Consider the following 21097-nt stretch of genomic DNA (forward strand, 5'->3'; position numbering starts at 1 on the left):
TCTGCGTTTCATTATCCATCCTTTTCTTGGACGGATTACTAACACCCCAGCGGCCTGATTTCAGGGGGCTGGGTCAGTCGGATCTTTCCTGTCGGGGTTGGCCGCAAAGGGGCCGACAAACCGCCCGCCTTTTTTAGGATCAGTTCATCCATAGCCACGGGTCAGACGGCGAAGCAGGAACAACCGAGTGCGCCCCAGAATGCCCCCTTGTCCCTGACCGGGATCGGGGACGCCCAGGCGATGCCATGCTGGTGCCCGTGCATGCCGCAGCCCGACGCACACCCGTCATGGCAGGCCCTCATCTCCAACGACGCCGGTGCCTGTGGTCCAACCCGCTCCGCCGGGCTGGCAAAGCGCGCATTCACAGACCAGTCCGGGCTGGCAGGTGGCAAGGGTGGATTGTGAGTGGCGAAAACACCGTCTGCAAAAACGATCTTGCCGCCCACGACTGTCATGACTGACGTTATCGACCGAATTTGCGCATCCGGAACCTGCATGAGGTCATCGGACAGGACGGCCAAATCGGCATACATGCCGGGGCTGAGCGTTCCTTTGACATCCTGCTCGCCAGAAAACCACGCCGATCCGGTCGTCCAGATGGCCAGGGCCTCTTCACGGGTCAGCAGGTTCTCGTCTCCGTAGAGCGTCAAGCCACCCACTGTCTTGCCGGTCGTCAGCCAGTGCATCGCAACCCATGGGTCATAGCTTGCGACCCGTGTCGCGTCGGTACCACCGCCGACGGGCAGGCCGTTGTTCAGCATTTCGCGCATCGGCGGGGTCGCCCGCGCAGCATCCGCACCATACCGATCCACGAAGTACTCGCCCTGGAAGGCCATCCGGTGTTGCGTTGCAATCCCACCGCCGAGCGCCTTGATCCGCTCAATGTTCGCCGGGCTGATCGTTTCCGCATGGTCAATGATGAACCGCGTGTTGAACGGTTGCTTCTGGTTCACACGCTCGAAGACCGTGAGGAAGCGGTCGATGGTTTCATCATAGGTCGCGTGAATACGGAACGGCCATTCGTTCTTCGCCAAAAGCTCGACAATCTTCTGCAGCTCTTCTTCCATGACCGGCGCAGGATCGGGTCGCGGTTCGAGAAAGTTCTCAAAATCCGCCGCCGACCAGGCAAGGTTTTCGCCGGCACCGTTCATGCGTAGCCAGTCGTCCCCCGCACCCGGCTCGGTCATGGCAATCCAGCGTTCATAGTCGTCCAACTCCTGCCCCGCCTTTTGCGCAAAGAGGTTATAGGCCACGCGCACTGTCATATCCCCGTCGTCATGCAGACGCTGAATGACGTCATAATCCTCGGGAAAGTTCTGACCTCCACCACCGGCGTCAATCACCGACGTGATGCCAAGACGGTTCATCTCGCGCATGTAATGCCGCGTGGAGTTGATCTGATCTTCGACGGCAAGGGTCGGGCCTTGTGCCAGTGTAGAATACAGGATCAGCGCAGAAGGCTTGGCGATCAGCATACCGGTGGGATTGCCCCTCGCATCCTTTTCAATAACACCGCCGGGCGGATTTGGCGTGTCCCTTGTGATGCCAAGCGCCTTGAGCGCCGCACCGTTGAGCAATGCCGACGCGTAGAGATGCAGGATAAAGACCGGCGTGTCCGGTGCGGCATCGTTAATCTCTGCAAGGGTCGGCATCCTCCTCTCGGCAAACTGAAACTCCGACCAGCCGCCGACGACCCGCACCCATTGCGGCGCGGGGGTGTTCGCGGCCTGTTTGCGCAGCATGGCGAGCGCATCGGACACCGAAGGGACATTTTCCCAACGCAACTCCATGTTGTAGTTCAGCCCGCCGCGGATCAGATGCGTATGACTGTCATTCAGCCCCGGGATCACGCGACGACCTTTCAGATCGATGCGCGGCGTCACATCATCTGCAGTGCCGAGGATGTCCGCGTCGGTACCGGTTGCTGCCACCTTATCATCCCGTATCGAGATGGCACTGGCGTCAGGGGTGTCGGGGTCGAGCGTCGTGATCTTTCCATTGTAAAGAACAAGGGTGTCTTCGGTCGTATTCTGGCTCCAGCTGAAAGAGGGCTGCATGCCGCCAAGGGCGGTAGCAGCACCAAGGCCTGCGAGAAGGCCGCGTCGGTTCGTGGTCATCAGGATTCTCCCAAAAGCGACAGCCCGCCGATCGTCTGGGCGGGCCATGTGAGTTCAGGTTGCAGGAACAGGATCGAGCGTTTGCCCGTCGTGGGCAGAGCGCGAAGGCGCCTTGTGGACCATTGTATAGGCGTAATCGACTCCCATGCCGTAGGCGCCGGAATGCTCCTGTACGAGGCCGATTACATCGTCGTAGGTCTCTCTGCGCGCCCAATCGCGCTGCCATTCAAGCAGAACCTGCTGCCAGGTGACGGGGATGACACCGGCCTGAACCATACGGTCCATTGCATATTTGTGTGCATCTTCGGACGTTCCGCCCGAGGCATCGGCGACCATGTAGATTTCATAATCCGTGTCAGCCATGCAGCTCAGGGCGAACGTCAGGTTGCAAACCTCGGTCCATAGGCCCGAAACCACAATCTTCTTGCGTCCGTCAGCGGCACCTTTCGCCAATGCATCGCGTACCTTTTGATCGTCCCAGGAATTCATGGAGGTCCGTTCAAGCAGCGGCGCGGCGGGATGCACGTCAAGCAGTTCAGGGTACGTGTGGCCGGAAAAGCTGTCAGTCTCGACCGTGGTGATGATGGTCGGGATGTCAAAGATCCTGCCTGCCTTGGCCAGCGCCACAGTGTTGTTCTTGAGCGCCTGACGGTCCATCGACTGCACCCCAAAGGCCATCTGCGGCTGGTGGTCGATAAAGATCAACTGACTGTTCTGTGGCGTCAGCACCTCGAGGTTTGACATGGGGGGTCCTTTCTTTGTCAGTGAGTAAGTCTTGTAGGTGTCGATTTGTGGGTGGGTCCTGCGACCTGGCTGCCTTGACCCGTTTGGTTTCGAATGAACTGTCAGCTGTCCCTAGGCGCGTCCGGCCGCCGGGTGTCTCCGACCGCGAAAGACTTCAGATGAAGCGCTTGGGCGATCGGTTGCGCATGGCCCTTCAGCCACCGAACGGCGGCTTCGTTCGCCAGTATTCCCAACAGCCCCGAAAGTAGGATGATGGGCGGCGCGGGGGACCGGACCGAAACGAGGCCGTAGATACCGCCGACAAAAATCCCAACGCCAAGAGACAGCAGATGCGGCGTCCAACTCATGCCGCCGCCTCGCGCGATGGCGTGCTCATAAGCGCGGACAAGGCGATGGCTTCTTCACGGCGCATTTCGTGCCGCCCTCATGAAAAGAGGTTGCTACCTCGGCGCCCTGGGCCCTGCTCCAACGTACCAATTGTTCCGTCATCGGCCATCGGCAGATCGGATCGTTCCGTCCGGCAGTAATCAACACCCTGCGGCCTTTAAGACCCGGCGCCGAAGCAGGCTCCCAAGGGATCAGAGGATGAAGAAGCCCCACGCGATCAAAAAGATCGGGCCGCTGCATCATCACAGCCGCCAAGATGTTCGCGCCGTTTGAGTATCCAAACCCATGGACCGCACGGGCCGGATGCCGCCGTTTCCAGCTCTCCACAAAACGCGTCATTTTCGCCGTAGCGCGGGCGAGGTCCTGCATGTCATAGACGCCTTCAGCGGTACGGCGGAAAAACCGCAAGGCGCCCAATTCCAACACGTCTCCACGAGGCGATATAACACCCGCACCCGGGAAGAGCTCTTGCGCAAGACCGAAGAACTGGTTTTCGTCTCCGCCGGTCCCGTGAAAGGCGAACACAAGCAGCGCGTTTCCCATGGGTTCCTTGACCAACGCATGATAAGCGGCTTCGGTCATGTAACTATCTCCTCATGCAATTTCTGGCAGCTTTCGCTCGATCTGTGCGCGATACGGCCGGTAGCGTTCCGGTAGCATCAGCGCTTGACCCAGATGCGCGGTGTCCTCGTCCCGATCAAAACCGGGCTCGTTGGTTGCGATTTCGAACAACACACCACCCGGCGTACGGAAGTAGATCGCCCAAAAATAATCGCGGTCGATCACCGGCGTGACCTGATAGCCGGTATCCATCAAGGCTTTGCGGACCTCCAGTTGGGCAGCCCGGTTTTCAACAGCGAAAGCGATGTGGTGAACCGATCCTGCGCCTTGTGTCGCGTGCGGTGCATCCGGCACTTCTTCAAGATCGATCGTCCGGGCGGCATTGCCACCATCGATCCGGTACCGGGTAACGGACCCCTCCGTGTCGCCTTTCTGGTACCCCATAAAAGTCAGCAGCTCACCCGTCGCATCGGCATTCCGAAGCTGGAAACGCGCGCCGTGGAACCCCAGAACGCCGTCCGCCTCACCAATGCCGCCACCTGTCCAGGCCGTTCGGTTTTCCGGCTCTGCCTCAACAAGCGCAAAGCTGTCGCCATCCGGACCATCCAGTTCAAGACGGGCGTCACCTAAAAAAGAGCTCTCCCTGAGGCCTTTCACCCCCTTGGAGGCGAGATGCTCTTTCCAGAAACCCAGCGTGCCCTTTGGCACAGCAAACTCGGTCACACCGACTTCGCCGGCTCCGCGTCGGCCGTTTGGCATCGGACCGAACGGAAAATAGGACATAACGGAACCGGGCGTGCCGACCTCGTCACCGTAGTACAGATGGTAGACTTCCGGCGTATCGAAGTTGACGGTTTTCTTGACCCGCCGCATCCCGAGGACCTTCGTAAAGAAGTCATTGTTTTCTTTGGCATCTGCAGCCATCGACGTGACATGGTGCAGACCTTTGATCAGGTTTTTCATGGCTGTTCTCGGACGGTTGCATTTCGTGAGACAAAGCTAAGCCCTCAATTATGAAATACTATAGAAATGGAATTGCATTCACTATGTCGATGAATGTCTATAATAAGGATGCATCAAGATCTAAAACCAATCCGTGTCTTCCTCGAAGTGGCACGTCTGCAGAACTTCGCCGCTGCAGCCAAGTCACTGGATATGACACCCGCCTCGGCAACGCGCATCATTGCCAAGCTCGAAGATGAGTTCGGCCAGCAGCTACTCGTCCGCACGACACGTCAGGTGTCCCTGACATCGACCGGCGCACTGGTTGCCGCGCGGTATCAGCCCCTCATCGAGGCGTTTGATCAGGTAAAGCTCGATCTGGACCGGGAGATGCAGCCATATCGAGGCCGTCTTTCCATCAATGCGCCGATGGCCTTTGGCCTGCGTCTGATGCCGGGCCTTATCGACAGCTTCAAGCTGGCCTATCCGAACATCGATCTGAATATCCGGCTCACGGATCAGTTGGTCGATATCTTCTCGGAGATTTGCGATCTGGCGATCCGGGTATCCGAACCCCCGGCAGACAAATCGGCCATCTGGCGAAAGCTGTGCGAGGTGCCCATGCGTGCGGTCGCCGCACCCTCGCTGTTTGAGCGATTTCCACGACCTCAGACGCCGGATGATCTGAACCCCAAGATCTGCCTTTCCTACGGTGATGCGCTGGAAAGCGAGATCTGGCGATTTCAAAAGGACGGGTTGAAAAGGTCCGTCACGACGGGAACAGCCCTTCATTCAAACAACGGCGATCTGCTCTACCGGGTCGCTCGCAATGGTCAGGGGATCGTTGTGCTGCCAGAGTTTCACGTCACAGCTGGGATCGAGAATGGAGAGATAGAGGCCGTGCTTCCCGATTGGGATCTGCCTTCGCTGTGGCTGTCGCTTTACTATCCGCCTTACGAAGCGCTGCCGCCCCTCGTGGCGACGTTTACCGATTTCTTCGAAGCGTACCTCACCGACAAAAACGGGTTCGAGTTCGAGGACTAGGCAGGCTTCGTGAGGGTGGCGCAGGCTAAGTCAACGGCCTGGAAACACGGAAATTGGTCATGGACAGGCGGGCCATGACAAAACTGAGACGAGCAGAACTGTTAGCCTTTAGCCGCGCGCTTTGACGAAAACCAAAATCCGCGCTCAGCGATAAATTACCTTTTACATGCCCCAGCGAAGCTCCTACCGGAGCGCGGAAAATGTCCAATCGTGCAGAGTCTGTTTCTGACGCTCGACACTGCCCGAGGCTGACAAAGCGACCCTTGACCTTAACAAAACCCTTGGCCGCCCGGGGGCATCTATCGCCCTGATCCAATCGGCGGCTCAATAACCAACCGCGTCTTGTTGCCTTGATCAGGCTGTGCGGCGCGCAGCTATGATTGATCTTCACCTCAAGCCGCTCTGCCAGCGCGCGGGACTGCATCATTAGCCAGCCCAACGATGACCAGATGCACGCAATAAGCTAAACGCCAACCCTTCAACAAAAAACTCTCCGGTTGCCGCAATCGATCAACATATTCATTCTCGGCCCGATCGAAGGACTTGTTACCGCAGCGCCGAAATGGGGCAGCTCTTTTCAATTCGATGCACGTGGCTTTTTCGGTCCCGGATCATCCGTCGGTTTGGGGCTGTTCAGCTCCGGGAACGTGGGAAATGTATCCCGCATTCCGTTTTCTCCTGACCACGCCACCGTCCGGCGCGCGGATCCTCGTTCTCTCCCACCGGCGTCGTACATGGGCGACACCCCAAAGACGCGTAGCCCTTCGCGACAAGCGGATGACGCGGCAGATCGTGATCGGCAATGTAGGCGGCAATCTGATCCGCCCCCCAATTTACCAGAGGATTGATCTTGATCTTGCGATCAGCCAATTCGAAGAGTGGAAGGGCATCACGGGTTTTACCTTGGCCCCGTCTGCGTCCGGTGATCCAGCCGCCAAAACCCTCCAAAGCTTGCGTAAGCGGCTCTGTTTTTCGCAGCGCGCAACAACCGTCAGGATTGCTCTGGTGCAACAGGCAATCGACGTCGCCGTGGATCAGCTTGGTGGTATCGGGTCGTATGATACGCACGTCGCGCAGCCCGAGTGCCTCAGAGACGTCGCGCTGATAGCGCAGTGTTTCTCGAAATAGCATTAGCGTATCAAGAAAGATCACCGGCGTGGTTCTGTCGATCTCTGAGATCATGTGCAGCAACACGACACTGTCGGCACCGAAAGACGACACCAACGCAACCTGTCCGATCTGAACATCCTGTAACACGTGCCGTAAGATCGTCTGCGGGTCTGATTTGTGGTGTAATGTGTTGCGACGCTGCGCGAGTTCTCGTAGCGGCATGGAGGCTTTCCTTGCGTTTGCACATCCGCTCGAGACAAGTGCTGCTCTCGCGGATTGTGTGGCTTCAACCACTATATAGAATATAATTCTCCTAAGCGCCGCATACCTCCGCAATAAAAGGAATATACTTCCGAGAAACGGTCTTTTGGATTATCTTGTTCTAAATACCCCACTACGCCGCGGACGATCAGGGCGTTCCGAGGCAGCCGATGGGATGGCTTCTTGAAGTTGATGTTGTCGCATGCTCACCCTCGAGATCGCCTCGAGCTTGACTTGCCTCAAACCTATAAGAGGCGATTGTGTACACGTGTCGTGTTGTACCCGGGCATCAGCACCTCGCTGCAGCCAAAAGCGCGGTAGTTGGCGGTGGACTGTGCACGATCAAGGAGCCTTTCACGGATGTCTCGATAGTGCGGGCTTCATCGGACGTTTACGAAAGAATTCAGTTGAATATAGTCACAAAACTAGTTATTTAGGAGCTATGGATCAAACAGCTATCACCGCTCGCGCGCTCGCCGCTCTCGGCCATGAGGCGCGGCTTTCAGTCTACCGCCTTCTCGTGCGTGCTGGCGATGACGGCCTCATTGTGGGCGACATAGCTGGCCATACCGATCTGCCACTCTCGACGCTGGCGCACCACCTGCGCCAACTCGTGTCGGCTGGTCTTGTCGTACAAGAGAAGCGGGGACGAGAAGTTGTTAACCGGGTGGACTTCATGGTTATGAACCAAACACTGCGCTTTCTCACCGAGGAATGCTGCCAAGGCGTCGCGCTCAAGGAGGCCGCAGCGTGATCCTTCAATACAGTTTTCTTTGCTCAAAAATAACTATAAAGCTAGGAATGTTACGATGACAGAAGCTGTCCTTCGCCTCTCAGGTCGCGGGCTCGTGATCGGGCGTTACGTCTGGTCGAACGAGCGTGTCTGGATTGTCACTGCGCTCATTCTTGCCACGGTTGCGCTGTTTGATCCAGTACAGGGCGCGGACAGCCTCGCCTTCACGGCGCGGGCTCTTCTGGAGACTACGCCCTATTTGCTACTGTCCATCGGTCTCGCAGCCTATGCCGGTGCCACTGGGGCGGACAGCTTGATCGCTCGCGCGTTCACGGGTGCACCAATCCTGATGATCGCTCTGGCGGCTGCCTTCGGGGGCTTGTCGCCCTTTTGCTCGTGCGGAGTGATCCCGCTAATTGCCGCGCTCTTGGCCATGGGGGTGCCGCTTTCAGCAGTCATGGCATTCTGGCTGGCCTCGCCGGTCATCGACCCGTCCATGTACGCGCTCACCGCCGGTGTGCTGGGCTTCGAGTTTGCTACCGCCAAGACGCTTGCCGCGATCGGGTTGGGCCTGTTCGGCGGCTACGCAACGCTCATGCTGACCCAAGCCGGGGCGTTTGCCGACCCCCTGCGTGAGGGCGTCGGCAGCGGCGGCTGTGGCGCATCCTCAATCCACAATCCAAAACCCCCTGTCTGGGCTTTCTGGCGAGAGGCGGAGCGGCACAAAAAATTTGTTCGCACGGGTTTGAAGACGACACTATTTCTTTTCAAGTGGCTCACTTTGGCCTTTGTGCTGGAAAGCCTGATGATCGCCTATGTTCCGGCCGATTGGGTCGCCACCGCCGTAGGTGGCGACGGTCTGGGGTCGGTACTGATTGCCACGCTGGTCGGAGTGCCAGCCTATTTGAACGGCTATGCTGCGCTCCCTCTCGTCTCAGGTCTGATGGAGCAGGGTATGGCACCCGGCGCCGGCATGGCTTTCTTGATCGCCGGTGGAGTTACATCGCTGCCTGCGGCTATCGCCGTCTGGGCACTGGCCCGTCCGCAGATCTTTGCGCTCTATGTTGGGTTCGCGCTGACGGGCTCACTTGCGGCGGGGCTCCTGTTCCAGGCGTGGGTCGGGGTATGAGCCGCTGCGTCGTCCGGCCACGTGCTCTGTCGAATCACCAGCTGGCGCAGAGCCGACCCCTGCGCGGCTTTACTCACCTAGCGCGAAGAGAGCATAGCTGCGTCGCTCATGGCAGCTCTGATTCATACGTGGTCTGGAGATTCGCTGTGTGGATCCAGCTTGATAGCTGTAGTGCATGAGCAGTTTAGCCTCACGAGACATACGACCAAGAACTGGTCGTCGGACACTGACAGTCGCAAGCGGCGCGGATCTTTGTTGATCTGGGTCCATCCTGAAACGTTCTGGATGCGGCTATCACCTGGCAAACTTGTTCGAGAATACCAATTCGATGATACAGCGATTCAAGCGCGCCTATCCCAAAGGTGTTGCGCCGGATGCCGCGCTGGTAGACAACCCAACCGGGTTTGTGCGAAGCTTTTTGCAACTGGTTGGTATCGAACGAGATGTTCCTGATCACAGTACCGTGTGTCGTCGCCAAAACACATTGGATATGAGCCACGCCTGTTGCAGGAAAAATGCTGTGCGGAACATTTCGCTCCCTCTCGTCACATCACGTCATGATGCACGCCTGAGCGCTGGACAGCATGGGCATCAAAACCGAAGAAGAGGATGAATGAAACGCCCGCAACGCCCGCATGTTCATACCAGCAGTATGATTGCGGCATGGCGCGCGCAGTTTGATCACCGCCGGCCCGCTCCAGTATCGCTGGTCCGACACCGAACCAATAGGCTGATCAGCGAAAGGAAGGCCTAAAAATGAACAGAGCTGACCTATGAACGTCCACTCGAAGGGAAACAGGCCGAGAGCCGCGCGATCAACTGTCGGACGGTGGTAGATACACAAGAAAAAATGACCGCGCAGCGCGATTAGGGCCCTTCCCGGGAAACCCTAGTCAATCTTGCTAGCAACAATGGCCCATTATACTGAAAGAAAGGCCCAAAATGCTCACCGCGAATAGCAGGAATACAACAATGAAAAATAGTTGAAAAAATCAGCTTCCGTCGCTCTAAGGTTGGCGAAGTGCAATATCATACGATGTAACCTTACTCAAACGCCGAGCGGTTTAGCAAAGCACATAGAAAGCGCCTTCCAACATAAACGCATTTTTCATGTATCTTGGTATTTTATTTCTATCTATTGGGCGCCTAATAATTTATTTACTTCGTTCCTGACCATCACGGAGAAAGGTCGCCCTCGGTCCAGTACACCTAATTGTACTCTAGGGCTCATGCATACCGTCACACTGGGAGGATAACGTTCGCGCATTGCTCAATATCCTGCTTGTTGGCAGATCCTCATATTTCTGTTCGAACAACTGGATAGCGATCATTGCGAAACAACGAAACCCTGCAATGCCTCTTCAAGAATGGATCTGCTCTCGGCGCTTTCACGCAAAATTACGTCTGAGCTAATGAGCATACCGTCACGCATGGGGAGATTGACAACCGGTTGCTCAGATACTGACCTCATGTCCCCCAAAACCGGTATATCAGACTCTATAATCTGTGCCCATTCTTCGGCAAGCCACGCTGAGCGGACAGCTTCATCATGATTTTCAGCTAGCTCAAACAGTTCGTAAGCAGCGGAGCCGTCGCCGAGCTGGAGTTTCGCCTGAGCTCTAACTTCATTTGCCCGCACAGAATCCAGGCCCTCCAACACCAACAAGGCTTCTTGTGGCTGCGCCGTCTCAACAAGTGCGAGCCCTTCAAGCTCGAGCAGAAGACTAGTTTTTTCGCCAACAGGAATTGAGCTCAGCACACGTCTAGCAGGTTCCGGGAACCCTAGCATTATGAGCCTCTCCGCCACTTTTTCTACGGCCTTTGGCAAGAGCGCGGCTGAAGACACAGGGTATTCTGAAAAGAAGATGTTCAAAAAATCAATATTTTCGGCACCAGATGAAAGCGCTATAAAAATATGTGATCTCAGCTCAGCAATGAGCGCTTCATCGCCTTTGATAGTCGGACTATCTAAGTTTTCGATCGCTTTTATGAATTGGCCCGAATAAGCAGACGCTAAGACATGAGCGCGCATAATCTCCTTGGCATCGGTCCCCTGACGCCGTTCAAATGCGTATGATTCAATCAATAGGGCTATATCTGCTGGAACCACTTTGCCCGTTTGTAGCCCACTGTCTATCATTGAGATCAATGCTTGTGGTGTTTCGGGAGAATTTTCATCTATGACATCAGAGAGCAAATCTTCAGCAGCGTTGGTTTCACCCGACAACTGTTTGATAGTTGCTTCTGCAAGCTCGAAGCTCGATCTCGATTCATCCTGTCTGTAATCTACATTTCTCAATGCAATAGACGCAGCGGCCAGATCACCATACGCTGAAAGTCTTTTGCTTAGCGCGGGCGCAATGTGTAGTTTGAGATGATCTGGTAGAGCCGAGAGCGCTCGGAGAGCAGCATCTACATTGACGATCTGGTCGCTCGGTATTTTCTTTCCGGCTAAGATACTCCAAAGTGCCAACGGGGAATCGCAATCGGAAAATCGGTGCACAAAACGCGGGTTTTGAACTGAACCAAATTCCATTATGCTGGCAAGATCAAAGATTTCAGGATGCTTGGAAGACAGCACAGGAGAAAGACGCAGAACTTCTTTGGCCTCTGAACCCAAACCAAAAAAAACGTACAGTCTTGCCAGCTTTAGTGCCGCTGTTGAATTCACCTCACCGACTTCAGTATAAAGTTCCATGCGCAGTTGCGAAACCTGACGCGAAAGTGGCTCGTTTGTTCCCCAGCTTGGAACAGCGACCAAATTTGGATTTTCACAAAGACTACCAGATATTGAAAGATCTGGCTCGGCTCCACTCACCTCTGAGTCACGACTGTTTGTTATCCGAATATTTCCTGGACCCGGTATCGCCGGCACTGGTGGCTCCGCAGATGAATTAAACATTTCGGGCTCGTCATCAATAGACGTGGGGCGCAGCTCCAATCCCATATCCGGAGCCGCCAGCTGCAAAATACCCCGCGAAGATGCATCACTCATTTGGTGCAAGAGCGTCTCGCGCGTTTCATTCACGATTTCATTGGCCAACTCTTTGTTGTCTTCGCGCGAGGGATTAATAGGTTCCAGGCTAGTACTCACTTCCGAGCGAGACGGCCCCCGTACACTTTCTGGTGCCGGTAGACCCGACCACAGAAGATCGCCGTAGTTAAAACGCGAAGCTGGTCGAACGGGCACGAATTCCGGTGGAACTTGATCGCTTGAGATCGGCAGGGCAGGACCATCGCGAATGTCAATAACCAGATACTCTCCCCTCTCCACAAAAGTTCTGATCGTACACGCACAAGCCAGCTCAAGTTCAAGCCGGGAACCATAGCTTCGCACATCAGTGAGCTGATCACGAGGAATGATATCGAAAACCCGACGCACATCGAAACCGCTCTCATGATTAGGGAATGTCACAGTCGCAAGACCACGTGTTTCGGAAAGCTCCCACTGGGAATCTGCGGGCATATCCATTACCAATCGTGTGAAACCAGCGTGGTCGCCTGACCGCACGGTAATAGGATTGGCATATGCTGCCGTTGCCGCGCTAAGCACGACAGCACCAATGACTCCCGTAAGTCTACTCATGCAGCACCCTGCTTTACTGATTTCAAAGCGTCTTCTAGTTCTGAAAACGTTGGGCGATGGTGTGATGGTGTATTCTGGCGGCCGACCTCAATGCATATATTGGTCGCATGCGCATGAAGGTTGGCAACCAACACTTCTCGAACAAGCTGATAGAAATGGCTGTCTTCTTCCGTGATCGTCTTTACCTTAGCTGCGAATGGGCCGACGAAGCCGTAAGCAAGGAAAACACCCAGAAAGGTTCCGACCAGGGCGCCACCAATCAGTTTCCCGAGAACCTCAGGTGGCTGATCAATTGATCCCATGGTTTTGATGATCCCCAGAACCGCCGCAACGATACCGAGGGCCGGAAGACCATCCGCCACGGTTTGTAGTGCATGACTGGAGTGCAATGCATGGTGCATATTTGCCTCCATGCGTTTTTCTAGAACCTCTTCGACCTGATGGGGATCATCATAGTTCATCGAGGCAGAACGAAGCGTATCACAGATAAGCGCGATCGCTTCGCCGTCTTTCAAGATCTTTGGATACTTCGAAAAGATACTTGAATCGGCGGGTGCTTCGATATGTTCCTCAATCGCCACTGGGTTTTGGCGTGCCAAACGGATAAGTTCGAAGAGAAGGCAAAGAAGATCTTTATAGTCTTCTTGCAACCACTTCGGGCCTTTAAAGACACGCCCCATGTCTCTGCCAGTCTGCTTGATAGCAGACCCATCATTGCTGATTAGAAAGGCCCCGATTGCGGCGCCACCGATCATCGTCATCTCAAACGGTAGCGCTTTGAAAATAATACCCATCTTGCCGCCAGCGGCCAAGTAGCCGCCGAAGACCATGACGAATACACATACGATGCCAATGATACCGATCATGTCGAACCCCAGTGATTACTTGTCTGCACAATCGCAAAAGTAAGTTAAAAAAACCTCAGCACTGCTAGCCTTTTGGGACATCGGCGTTGCGACCAGCAAGGATCACGCTAATAGTGTAGGCTGCCTGCGGGGACAGGCCCGCCATGATTCCGGCAGCCGCTTCTGGCCTCATGCGACCGAGAAAGCCAGCTGCAAACGCGGGCTCCATCTCTTCAAAAAGTGCAGCGGCATCTTTCGGTTTCATGCTCTCATAGACGGCTGTCAGCCGGGCCAAGTCATCTTCCGCGGCGGTATCTGCCAGCGCAAGCAGTTCGCGCAGGGATTCTTCTGCATCCTGAAGGTTTACAAGCCGCCGCTCAATTTGTTCATCCGCCACGGACAGCGCCTTCATACGCATTTCCATCTGCCGTTCACGCTCTTTCAAACGCGCTTCGCGCTCTTGGAATGCACGCAGCATATTCGAGATTTCTTGCTGCTCGCCGGCAGGCTCAACCTCTACGGTGTTAGGTGCAACCACTTCCGTAGTGCCAACCGCTGTCTCAGTTGCAACCGCCTGGCCCGCACCCGCGCCAATGCGTAAGGCAGCCGAGCCAACGAGAAGGCCCGCAATCAAGAGAGTTGATCCACGGCCGTTGCGGCCTGAGAAGAGACGCGGCATTTTCATTGAGGCCGCTCCGTTCCGCGGTGACGCACGAACATGGGTTCGCTCGGGGTCTGAACAGCCGCTTGAGTTGGGTTTGATGAGGCCGTCTGAGGCGCATCGTGGACATCATGCAAAGAAGCCATCTGAAGCTCAAGTTTGCGTGACATGTTTTCGGACCGCTGCGTCAGTTCGGTCAATGACCGAGCAGAAGCTGAAGCCGTCGATTGCGCGGCTTCTAGTGTCTTGGTCAAATCATCCACCTGAGCTGATAATACCGCAACCGCACCCCCCACACCTTTTTCCAAATCGTTAAAGCGATTCAAACGGCGCCCCAAAACGAAGCAATATAGGCCAGCGCCAAGTGCCCCGGCCGCCAGCAGTACATCTGCTATCAAATCCATGCCACTCTCCTTAGTTTAGAACAAATTCCATAATCAGCAGGTCGTTCACTTGACCGGGTCCGGCGACAAGCTGCACACGCCTAAGCATCTGTGACCGAAGTCGTGTCAATGAAGATGGATCGCGAAGGTCATTGACTTCCACGGCCCGTAGATAACCGTTCAGCACGTCGATAACGCGCGGCAAGACAGCTTCCACCTCCGAGGCGTATTTCTTGGGCACTTCCAGTTCGGCCCGAAACCTGAGGTGATCTTCAGAGCTCCCCGGTGGCAGTGATACTGTAATCGGTGCGATTGGCACGAAAGCGATAGCGGGGCCCACATCTACAGGTGTGTCCTCAACTTCTGACACTTGCGATTCGCCCCCGAAGATGAGTCCGCTCCACGCCGCATAAAAGCCGCCACCACCGCCAACCAGCAGCAGTACAAGCCCAATTATCAAAGGCATTTTCGACGACTTTGTCTCTTCTTCTATCTCAACGGCCGCTGTGTCTGACATGACAACCTCAACTTGCTTGGTCAAAATGCTTATAGACGCGATTGCACTAACCGATTGTTAAGCCAGATCGTTCATTGATGTTGCCATCGCCGAGCAGAACGTTCGGCTTGACGGAGGCGATTGTGCAGCAACTATTAAATGCGTGGACCGGACTGGACCTACGCCGTCAAATCATCGTTGTCTTGGCCACAGTGGCAATGTTCTTTGGCGTGCTCGCCATGTCACGTATGGCGTCTGCCCCTTCTATGACCCTTCTCTATGCCGGACTGGAGAATGGCGCCGCTGGCGAAGTTGTAAGAGCCCTGGAGCAGCGCGGTGCTGCTTTCGAGGTGCGTGGAGGGTCAATTTTCGTAGCTGCCAGTGACCGGGATCAACTGCGCATGACACTTGCCAGTGAGGGTCTACCGGCGAACTCGACCCGAGGCTATGAACTCCTCGATTCCCTGTCTGGTTTCGGCACGACATCGCAGATGTTTGACGCCGCATATTGGCGGGCGAAAGAGGGCGAACTTGCCCGCACCATCGTCTCCAGCCCTCACATTGCGATGGCACGTGTGCATATTGCTAGTACCGGTTCCAACCCGTTCCAGCGTGGCGTAACGCCGAAAGCCTCCGTTGCCGTCACGCCGACGGGTGGACCTATTACCGCGCAACAGGCCAAGGCTATCAGGTTTCTGGTATCTTCCGCCGTAGCCGGTCTGGCAAGCGAAGATGTCGCTATCATCGACGCAAACGGCGCACTGGTTGGTGCCACCGATGAAGTCGCCCCCGCTGGTGCAGATGATAAAGCGCAGGTTTTGCGCGACCGTGTCCAACGCCTCCTGGAGGCCCGCGTCGGCTTTGGCAATGCTGTCGTGGAGGTGAGCGTCGATACGGTCACGGAAAGCGAAGCCATTCGCGAACGCATCTTTGATCCTCAAGGCAGGGTCGCCGTGAGCACCGATACAGAAGAGCGCAATAACAGCTCAACCGAAGCCGGCGGCGGAAATGTGACGATTGCATCCAACCTTCCCGATGAGGAGGGTGGCGAGGGGGAGAATTCTTCTTCACAGAACAGCGAGAGCCGCGAACGGGTCAACTATGAGGTGTCCGAGACCGAGCGCGAGATTGTGCGGGTGCCCGGTGCTATCAAGCGTCTGACCGTCGCAGTTCTGGTGAATGAAGCCGCGATTCCGGGGGAGAACGGCACTCAGGAGTTTGCTCCTAGAGAGGAGGCGGAATTGGACGCGCTGCGCGATCTGGTAGCTTCCGCTGTCGGTTTTGATGAAACGCGTGGCGATATCATCACGATCAAATCCATGGCGCTCCAGAGTGTTGCTCCACAAGGCACCGCCGCTGGCAACTCGATGATGGACTTGCTGGACATCGACATCATGTCCGCCATCCAGATGGCCGTCCTTGCCTTGGTTACGCTTATTCTCGGGCTGTTTGTCGTGCGACCTCTTCTCAGTAAACAACCGATCGCAATCGAGGAGGAAGAGATTCCCGCGCTACCTGCAGCGGATTCCGCATCCTCAGATGGTGGGATGCTACCGGAGGAGACAGATGCGGATGACTTTGGGCTCCCGGATCTACCCATGATTTCAGGATTTGGCGGCGGTGAACCGGGCGAGCTACCGGACCTTCAGATGGCAGGTGGCATGTCGGATGACCCGGTGGACCGACTACGAAATCTGATCGGTGAGCGCCAAGACGAGACTGTCGAGATCCTGAGAAGCTGGTTGGAAGACAAGGAGGAAAACGTCTGATGTCATTGCTTCATCGTTATCGGGATTTTGGTGAGACAGAGCTACCGGAAATCGTTGCAATTGAAGAAACCGTCGAAGCTTCCGAAGAAGAAAAACTCGAAGCATTTGAGAACGGATACAAGGCTGGCTGGGATGATGCCATGAAGGCACAGGCTGATTCCGTCGCGCAGGTGAGCGCCGAACTCGGTCAAAACCTCCAGGACATGTCGTTCACCTATCACGAAGCCCTGTCCAAACTTACGATATCACTCAAACCGATCATGAATGATATTGTGGAGAAGCTCTTGCCATCAATGGCCCACGCAACGCTGGCTGCACAGATAAATGAGCAGATCATGGAGTTGATTAAAGAGAACCCTGGCAACAGCATCGACATCGTCGTCGCCCCACATAATACAGATCTTGTGGCAGAAATCTCAGAACTCGCGCTGAGCGAACCCTTCAACATTGTTGGCGAAGCCACCTTAGGCGAAGGGCAAGCGTTTGTCCGGGTTGGATCCCTCGAACGCTCTGTCGACTTGGACGCGGTTATCTCAAAGGTCGGCGACGCCATTACCTCATTTTTCCATGAAGCAGAGCAGGAGACTTCTAATGGATGAAGCCCCCACAGAAGAACGCAGCCAACTTACCGACGCCAAAAACCCATTCACCTCTGTTCCTATTGAGGTCAGTGTTTGCGTTGGTAAAGCGCGCCCGCTAATCCGCGATCTCGTTGCGCTTGGTGAAAACGCCGTCTTACCCCTCGATAAAGGGGTGGATGACCCTGTGGAGCTCTACGTTGGCGACAGGCTCATTGCCCGGGGTATGCTGGAAGAGAAAGAAGACGACCCGAAAGGTCAGCTAATCGTAAGGCTGACAGAGGTGATAGACTTGCAAGGCGGCCACTAGGTTCCGATGCGGCACCGTTTTCTTCCAACGGCCCTCATCATGCTACTGATGCTGGCGCCCAACCTGTTGAACGCGCAGGATCTGTCGTTCTCGCTCGGTGAGGACGGGTCGATCAGCGCCAGAACCATTCAACTCTTCGCTCTGATCACAGTGCTGAGCCTCGCACCTGGCATTGCCATCATGGTGACCTGTTTTCCTTTTCTGGTCACCGTCTTGTCAATTCTGCGCCAGGCGATCGGCTTGCAGCAATCCCCACCGAACATGTTGATCGTCAGCCTGGCGCTTTTTTTGACTTATTTCATTATGGAGCCGGTTTTCACCCAAGCTTGGACTAACGGTATTCTACCGCTTAGCGATGAACTCATAGACGTCGAAACCGCGTTTGTTCGAACCCTAGAACCGTTCCGCGTTTTCATGGCTGGCCGACTGGATCCCGATACGTTCCGAGCGATGGCGGAGCTTCGCACAGAGACCATAAATGTTGCCCCAACCCCGGAAGCACCGCTTTCCATCCTGGTTCCCAGCTTTTTATTGTCCGAGATTTCCCGGGCCTTTCAGATCGGATTTCTGATCTTTTTGCCCTTTTTGATCATCGATCTGGTTGTCGCAGCCGTTTTGATGTCGATGGGCATGATGATGGTTCCGCCAGTTGTTGTCTCGCTACCATTCAAATTGGCATTTTTCGTCATTGCTGACGGCTGGAGCCTTATCGCCGGCAGTCTGGTCCGGAGCTATTTTTAACTTGCCACACCGCGTGACGCCACCAGTCCGGAGGTGTACCCGATCTAGGCTGAGGACCCATTGATTTTGGTCGGTCTGCGTGCTTCACGGCTCCAAAAACGTAGCGGTGATATGTCTGAACTTTTCTGGCTAAGCGACGAGCAGATGGCGCGTCGTGAGCCCTTCGTCGGGAAAACGGTCCCCCGGATCGTTTTCTGATCCTCCTCAGTCCCGAAGTCTCAGGGCAAGCCAAGGGTCGATGACCGACGGGTTTTGAGCGGGTTTATCTTCATAAATCGCAATGGGTTGCGCTGGCGTGACGCGCTGAAGGCATATGGTCCCTACAATCGCTGGAAGCGCTGGAACGAAAGGGCTGTCTTCGCGAGGATGATGGCGGGACGAGCGGCCGAGCACGGCGAGAAGAAGACTGTGATGATCGACGCCACCTATCTGAAGGCTCACCGTACGGCGTCCAGTCTGCGCGTCAAAAAGGGGGGCGCGGTCGCCTGATCGGGCGGACCAAGGCTGGTATGAACGCGAAGTTGCACGCCGTCTGTGACAGCCAAGGACGTCCGCTGAACCTGTTCGTTACCGCAGGACAGCTTCTCCGCGATGCAGGCATCGCCTGCCAGCCAGTGGGTCAGCGACGACATCGGTGCGCGGGCGCTTTGTGACAGTCTACTGGATGTCGACTGGCTACTCGGAGATCGTGGCTATGACGCCGACTGGTTGAGAGAAGCGTTGAAACACAGGGGGATACGCCCCTGCATCCTTGGCCGGAAACAGCGGAAGACAACCGTCAAGTACGACAAGCGTCGCCACAAACGCCGCAATCGGGCTGGGATGGTGTTCGGCAGGCTGAAGGATTGACGGCGTGTCGCCACCTGCTACAACCAGTCCCCGAAGGTATTCCTCTCGGCAATCGCTCTCGCCGCTACGGTCATCTACTGGCTATGAGTCCTGAGACTAGAAGAGCGTCTATGATTGGAAATTGAAGGTCTAGAGCTGAAACGTATCGTAGGTTTTGAAAACCCGAAACTCAGATACTCGGTGGCTGGAAGTCACATCCAGAGCATCTCATCAGCGTTTTTTTGGCCTTTGCCGCCATCTACTTTTTTGAACCGATGATGATGCCTGGTTATTTGAGCGACAACCATCGCCCCTACGCATCTTTGACCAAGACGGAGCGCCTTTCGAAATGTCTCTGCACGAGCATCAGATCATCGATACCCGTTTGATCGTAGGACAATTGCGACGGCGCCGCTTCACACACTTTGCGCCCCAAATCGCGTAGGATCAGGATTCATAGCGAACAAATCACGAGATCGGCAAGCGCGATGACTGATAGAAAGACCCTTTGGCATCTATCGTAACGGGTTGCCACACGGCGCCGATCTTTCAACCTGCCGAACATCATCCCAGCCCGATTGCGCCGTTCGTGGCGACGCTTGTCGTATTTCACCGGCTTCTTTCGCTGCTTCCTGCCTGGGATGCAGGTGTGTATCCCTTTGTCTTTCAATGCTTCTCGGAACCAGTCGGCGTCATAGCCACGATCCATTGACCGGCACTCTTTTGCATCGCAAACGATCAGAGGTGCCAAGCAACCAATTCACCTTGGGCAAACTGCTCGCCTATGCACAGGCACCGATGTAATCACTGACCCATTCGCTGGCAGGCGATGTCTGCATCGCGGAAAAGCTGTCCTGCCGTAACGAACAGGTTCAGCGGACGTCCTTGGCTGTCTCAGATGGTGTGCAGCTTCGTGTTCATGCCGCCCTTGATCCGACCAATCAGACGCCCACGCCCCCCCTTCTTAACCGCAAGGCTGGACGCCGTGCGATGGCTTTAAGAAATGTTGCATCAATCATGACCGTCTTCTCTTTACCATGGTCAGCAGCCAGTCCAACCAGCATCTCGGCGGAAATGCCCTTGTTGCTCCACCGCTTCCAACGATTGTTGAGCGTCTTGTGGGGACCATATACCTTCGGCGTATCACGCAGGGCAAACCGTTGTTATTTATGAATATTATCCCGCTCAAAACCCGTCGATCGTCGACCCTTGGCTTGCCGTGAGACTTCGGGACTGAGGAGGATCAGAAAACGATCCGGGGGACCGTTTTCCCGACGAAGGGCCCAAGACGCGCCATCTGCGCCTCTGTCAGCCAGAATAGATCAGACAGGTTCACCACTTTTAGGCGCAGTGCAGTACACTGCAAGGTGGAGACCAATAACTCCTGAGCCTGGTGCTTATGAGATGCTGCAACGGGGCCTACGTCACGCCACTTGTCAGATCAGCGCCGCGCTGCCGCCACTTCCATATTTAAAACCACATGGAAGAAGACGGAATGGGACTGTCTATCGCATTGGACGTATCGCTGATGAAGACAGCAATCTGGGTGATCAGCGAGCACCGCAAGACTGTGAGAGAAACTGAAACAGATAGCGCAGCTGAGAATTTGTAGCCCTGGCCGGCCGAACTGGACGGGACCATTGCCACGGTTGGCCAGAAAGAAGGCCGGGGCATTACCGCAATGGCTGCACCGCGGTCTGAAAGAAGCGGATATGGACGCTGTGGTCATAGAAAGGCGCCAAATGAAAGAGACTCTGAAAGCTATGCCGATCAAAACGGATCGGCACGGTGCTAAAGTGATCAGCCCCACCTGAGTGGTCCAATTTGATTGTTAGTGCATGATTGGCGTTTGGTCCATCTGGACGATGGTTT

21 protein-coding genes and 2 pseudogenes are annotated in these 21097 nt (G+C 55.5%); 9 read left to right on the forward strand and 14 right to left on the reverse strand.

All coding sequences use genetic code 11. The features are described from left to right. Positions 1–161: 161 nt before the first annotated feature. From Q1A53_RS22330 to Q1A53_RS22350, 5 genes are all read right to left on the reverse strand, one after another. Positions 162–2117 carry an amidohydrolase gene (locus tag Q1A53_RS22330; RefSeq protein ID WP_299971254.1) on the reverse strand — a complete coding sequence of 652 codons (1956 nt, stop codon included), beginning with the start codon at positions 2115–2117 and terminating at the stop codon, positions 162–164. 54 nt (positions 2118–2171) lie between these two features. Then, a complete protein-coding gene (locus Q1A53_RS22335) occupies positions 2172–2861 on the reverse strand; it encodes a hydrolase (RefSeq protein ID WP_299971257.1) in 690 nt (229 codons plus the stop codon). A gap of 101 nt (positions 2862–2962) precedes the next feature. Next, on the reverse strand, positions 2963–3208 hold the full coding sequence (locus Q1A53_RS22340) for a DUF1427 family protein (protein ID WP_299971259.1): 246 nt from the start codon (positions 3206–3208) through the stop codon (positions 2963–2965). 25 nt (positions 3209–3233) lie between these two features. After that, positions 3234–3830 carry an alpha/beta hydrolase gene (locus Q1A53_RS22345; RefSeq protein WP_299971262.1) on the reverse strand — a complete coding sequence of 199 codons (597 nt, stop codon included), beginning with the start codon at positions 3828–3830 and terminating at the stop codon, positions 3234–3236. Positions 3831–3842: 12 nt separating this feature from the next. Beyond that, positions 3843–4772: a ring-cleaving dioxygenase gene (locus Q1A53_RS22350; RefSeq protein ID WP_299971264.1), complete on the reverse strand. Its 930-nt coding sequence runs from the start codon at positions 4770–4772 to the stop codon at positions 3843–3845. Positions 4773–4880: 108 nt separating this feature from the next. Here Q1A53_RS22350 and Q1A53_RS22355 point away from each other — a divergent pair, with 108 nt between their 5' ends. Continuing rightward, positions 4881–5795 (forward strand): LysR family transcriptional regulator, encoded by a 915-nt coding sequence (locus Q1A53_RS22355; RefSeq protein WP_299971267.1) that lies wholly within the window; start codon positions 4881–4883, stop codon positions 5793–5795. Between the two features lie 25 nt (positions 5796–5820). On the opposite strand, the gene Q1A53_RS22360 is transcribed toward Q1A53_RS22355, so the two are convergent. Both Q1A53_RS22360 and Q1A53_RS22365 read right to left on the reverse strand, forming a co-directional pair. After that, positions 5821–6219: a hypothetical protein gene (locus Q1A53_RS22360; RefSeq protein WP_299971270.1), complete on the reverse strand. Its 399-nt coding sequence runs from the start codon at positions 6217–6219 to the stop codon at positions 5821–5823. Between the two features lie 209 nt (positions 6220–6428). Next, entirely contained in the window at positions 6429–7127 is a 699-nt protein-coding gene (locus Q1A53_RS22365) for a phosphoadenylyl-sulfate reductase (protein WP_299971273.1), read from the reverse strand. 481 nt (positions 7128–7608) lie between these two features. Here Q1A53_RS22365 and Q1A53_RS22370 point away from each other — a divergent pair, with 481 nt between their 5' ends. From Q1A53_RS22370 to Q1A53_RS23505, 3 genes are all read left to right on the forward strand, one after another. Then, complete coding sequence (locus Q1A53_RS22370) at positions 7609–7920, forward strand: metalloregulator ArsR/SmtB family transcription factor (protein ID WP_299971276.1); 312 nt, start codon at positions 7609–7611, stop codon at positions 7918–7920. A gap of 55 nt (positions 7921–7975) precedes the next feature. After that, entirely contained in the window at positions 7976–9028 is a 1053-nt protein-coding gene (locus Q1A53_RS22375; RefSeq protein ID WP_299971278.1) for a permease, read from the forward strand. 328 nt (positions 9029–9356) lie between these two features. After that, positions 9357–9641, forward strand: a complete 285-nt coding sequence (locus Q1A53_RS23505) for a transposase (protein WP_366873038.1) — start codon at positions 9357–9359, stop codon at positions 9639–9641. Positions 9642–10355: 714 nt separating this feature from the next. Here the strand turns inward: Q1A53_RS23505 and Q1A53_RS22380 are convergent. The 5 genes from Q1A53_RS22380 to Q1A53_RS22400 form a co-directional block, all read right to left on the reverse strand. Next, positions 10356–12614, reverse strand: coding sequence for a hypothetical protein (locus tag Q1A53_RS22380; protein ID WP_299971281.1), 2259 nt, complete (start codon positions 12612–12614; stop codon positions 10356–10358). Beyond that, positions 12611–13480 (reverse strand): flagellar motor stator protein MotA, encoded by an 870-nt coding sequence (gene motA, locus Q1A53_RS22385; protein ID WP_299971284.1) that lies wholly within the window; start codon positions 13478–13480, stop codon positions 12611–12613. The genes Q1A53_RS22380 and motA overlap by 4 nt, the downstream gene beginning before the upstream one ends. Positions 13481–13544: 64 nt before the next feature. After that, a complete protein-coding gene (locus tag Q1A53_RS22390; protein WP_299971287.1) occupies positions 13545–14144 on the reverse strand; it encodes a hypothetical protein in 600 nt (199 codons plus the stop codon). Further along, the gene (locus tag Q1A53_RS22395; RefSeq protein WP_299971289.1) at positions 14141–14524 is read right to left on the reverse strand and encodes a hypothetical protein; all 384 of its coding nucleotides are present in this window, start codon (positions 14522–14524) and stop codon (positions 14141–14143) included. Before Q1A53_RS22395 ends, Q1A53_RS22390 begins: the two co-directional genes overlap by 4 nt. A gap of 10 nt (positions 14525–14534) precedes the next feature. Continuing rightward, positions 14535–15020: a flagellar basal body-associated protein FliL gene (locus Q1A53_RS22400; RefSeq protein ID WP_299971292.1), complete on the reverse strand. Its 486-nt coding sequence runs from the start codon at positions 15018–15020 to the stop codon at positions 14535–14537. A gap of 77 nt (positions 15021–15097) precedes the next feature. Between Q1A53_RS22400 and fliF the strand changes: the two genes are divergently transcribed. The 5 genes and pseudogenes from fliF (at position 15098) to Q1A53_RS22425 (ending at position 19333) form a co-directional block, all read left to right on the forward strand. Further along, positions 15098–16768, forward strand: a complete 1671-nt coding sequence (gene fliF, locus Q1A53_RS22405) for a flagellar basal-body MS-ring/collar protein FliF (RefSeq protein WP_299971295.1) — start codon at positions 15098–15100, stop codon at positions 16766–16768. Beyond that, complete coding sequence (locus Q1A53_RS22410) at positions 16768–17367, forward strand: ABC transporter ATP-binding protein (protein ID WP_299971298.1); 600 nt, start codon at positions 16768–16770, stop codon at positions 17365–17367. The genes fliF and Q1A53_RS22410 overlap by 1 nt, the downstream gene beginning before the upstream one ends. After that, on the forward strand, positions 17360–17656 hold the full coding sequence (locus Q1A53_RS22415) for a FliM/FliN family flagellar motor C-terminal domain-containing protein (protein WP_299971301.1): 297 nt from the start codon (positions 17360–17362) through the stop codon (positions 17654–17656). Before Q1A53_RS22410 ends, Q1A53_RS22415 begins: the two co-directional genes overlap by 8 nt. 48 nt (positions 17657–17704) lie before the next feature. Continuing rightward, on the forward strand, positions 17705–18397 hold the full coding sequence (gene fliP, locus Q1A53_RS22420) for a flagellar type III secretion system pore protein FliP (RefSeq protein ID WP_299971304.1): 693 nt from the start codon (positions 17705–17707) through the stop codon (positions 18395–18397). A 111-nt stretch (positions 18398–18508) separates the two neighbouring features. Further along, positions 18509–19333: pseudogene (locus Q1A53_RS22425) on the forward strand (IS5 family transposase). A gap of 346 nt (positions 19334–19679) precedes the next feature. Here Q1A53_RS22425 and Q1A53_RS22430 read toward each other — a convergent pair. Both Q1A53_RS22430 and Q1A53_RS22435 read right to left on the reverse strand, forming a co-directional pair. Further along, positions 19680–20555: pseudogene (locus Q1A53_RS22430) on the reverse strand (IS5 family transposase). 343 nt (positions 20556–20898) lie between these two features. Then, a partial coding sequence (locus Q1A53_RS22435) for a hypothetical protein (RefSeq protein WP_299971307.1) occupies positions 20899–21097 on the reverse strand: 199 nt, incomplete at its 5' end.

This window comes from uncultured Roseobacter sp. (genome assembly GCF_947496515.1).
Classification (GTDB): Bacteria; Pseudomonadota; Alphaproteobacteria; order Rhodobacterales; family Rhodobacteraceae; genus Roseobacter.

Excerpts from the sequence above, each read along its gene's own strand:
- Q1A53_RS22395 (WP_299971289.1), bottom strand. The coding sequence starts at position 14,524 with ATGGATTTGATAGCAGATGTACTGCTGGCGGCCGGGGCACTTGGCGCT.
- Q1A53_RS22340 (WP_299971259.1), bottom strand. The coding sequence starts at position 3,208 with ATGAGTTGGACGCCGCATCTGCTGTCTCTTGGCGTTGGGATTTTTGTC.
- fliP (WP_299971304.1), top strand. The coding sequence starts at position 17,705 with ATGCTGGCGCCCAACCTGTTGAACGCGCAGGATCTGTCGTTCTCGCTC.
- Q1A53_RS22410 (WP_299971298.1), top strand. The coding sequence starts at position 16,768 with ATGTCATTGCTTCATCGTTATCGGGATTTTGGTGAGACAGAGCTACCG.
- fliF (WP_299971295.1), top strand. The coding sequence starts at position 15,098 with ATGTTGCCATCGCCGAGCAGAACGTTCGGCTTGACGGAGGCGATTGTG.
- Q1A53_RS22330 (WP_299971254.1), bottom strand. The coding sequence starts at position 2,117 with ATGACCACGAACCGACGCGGCCTTCTCGCAGGCCTTGGTGCTGCTACC.
- Q1A53_RS22380 (WP_299971281.1), bottom strand. The coding sequence starts at position 12,614 with ATGAGTAGACTTACGGGAGTCATTGGTGCTGTCGTGCTTAGCGCGGCA.
- Q1A53_RS22365 (WP_299971273.1), bottom strand. The coding sequence starts at position 7,127 with ATGCCGCTACGAGAACTCGCGCAGCGTCGCAACACATTACACCACAAA.
- Q1A53_RS22350 (WP_299971264.1), bottom strand. The coding sequence starts at position 4,772 with ATGAAAAACCTGATCAAAGGTCTGCACCATGTCACGTCGATGGCTGCA.
- Q1A53_RS22415 (WP_299971301.1), top strand. The coding sequence starts at position 17,360 with ATGGATGAAGCCCCCACAGAAGAACGCAGCCAACTTACCGACGCCAAA.
- Q1A53_RS22335 (WP_299971257.1), bottom strand. The coding sequence starts at position 2,861 with ATGTCAAACCTCGAGGTGCTGACGCCACAGAACAGTCAGTTGATCTTT.
- motA (WP_299971284.1), bottom strand. The coding sequence starts at position 13,480 with ATGATCGGTATCATTGGCATCGTATGTGTATTCGTCATGGTCTTCGGC.
- Q1A53_RS22375 (WP_299971278.1), top strand. The coding sequence starts at position 7,976 with ATGACAGAAGCTGTCCTTCGCCTCTCAGGTCGCGGGCTCGTGATCGGG.
- Q1A53_RS22360 (WP_299971270.1), bottom strand. The coding sequence starts at position 6,219 with ATGCAGTCCCGCGCGCTGGCAGAGCGGCTTGAGGTGAAGATCAATCAT.
- Q1A53_RS22370 (WP_299971276.1), top strand. The coding sequence starts at position 7,609 with ATGGATCAAACAGCTATCACCGCTCGCGCGCTCGCCGCTCTCGGCCAT.
- Q1A53_RS22400 (WP_299971292.1), bottom strand. The coding sequence starts at position 15,020 with ATGTCAGACACAGCGGCCGTTGAGATAGAAGAAGAGACAAAGTCGTCG.
- Q1A53_RS22355 (WP_299971267.1), top strand. The coding sequence starts at position 4,881 with ATGCATCAAGATCTAAAACCAATCCGTGTCTTCCTCGAAGTGGCACGT.
- Q1A53_RS22390 (WP_299971287.1), bottom strand. The coding sequence starts at position 14,144 with ATGAAAATGCCGCGTCTCTTCTCAGGCCGCAACGGCCGTGGATCAACT.
- Q1A53_RS23505 (WP_366873038.1), top strand. The coding sequence starts at position 9,357 with ATGATACAGCGATTCAAGCGCGCCTATCCCAAAGGTGTTGCGCCGGAT.
- Q1A53_RS22345 (WP_299971262.1), bottom strand. The coding sequence starts at position 3,830 with ATGACCGAAGCCGCTTATCATGCGTTGGTCAAGGAACCCATGGGAAAC.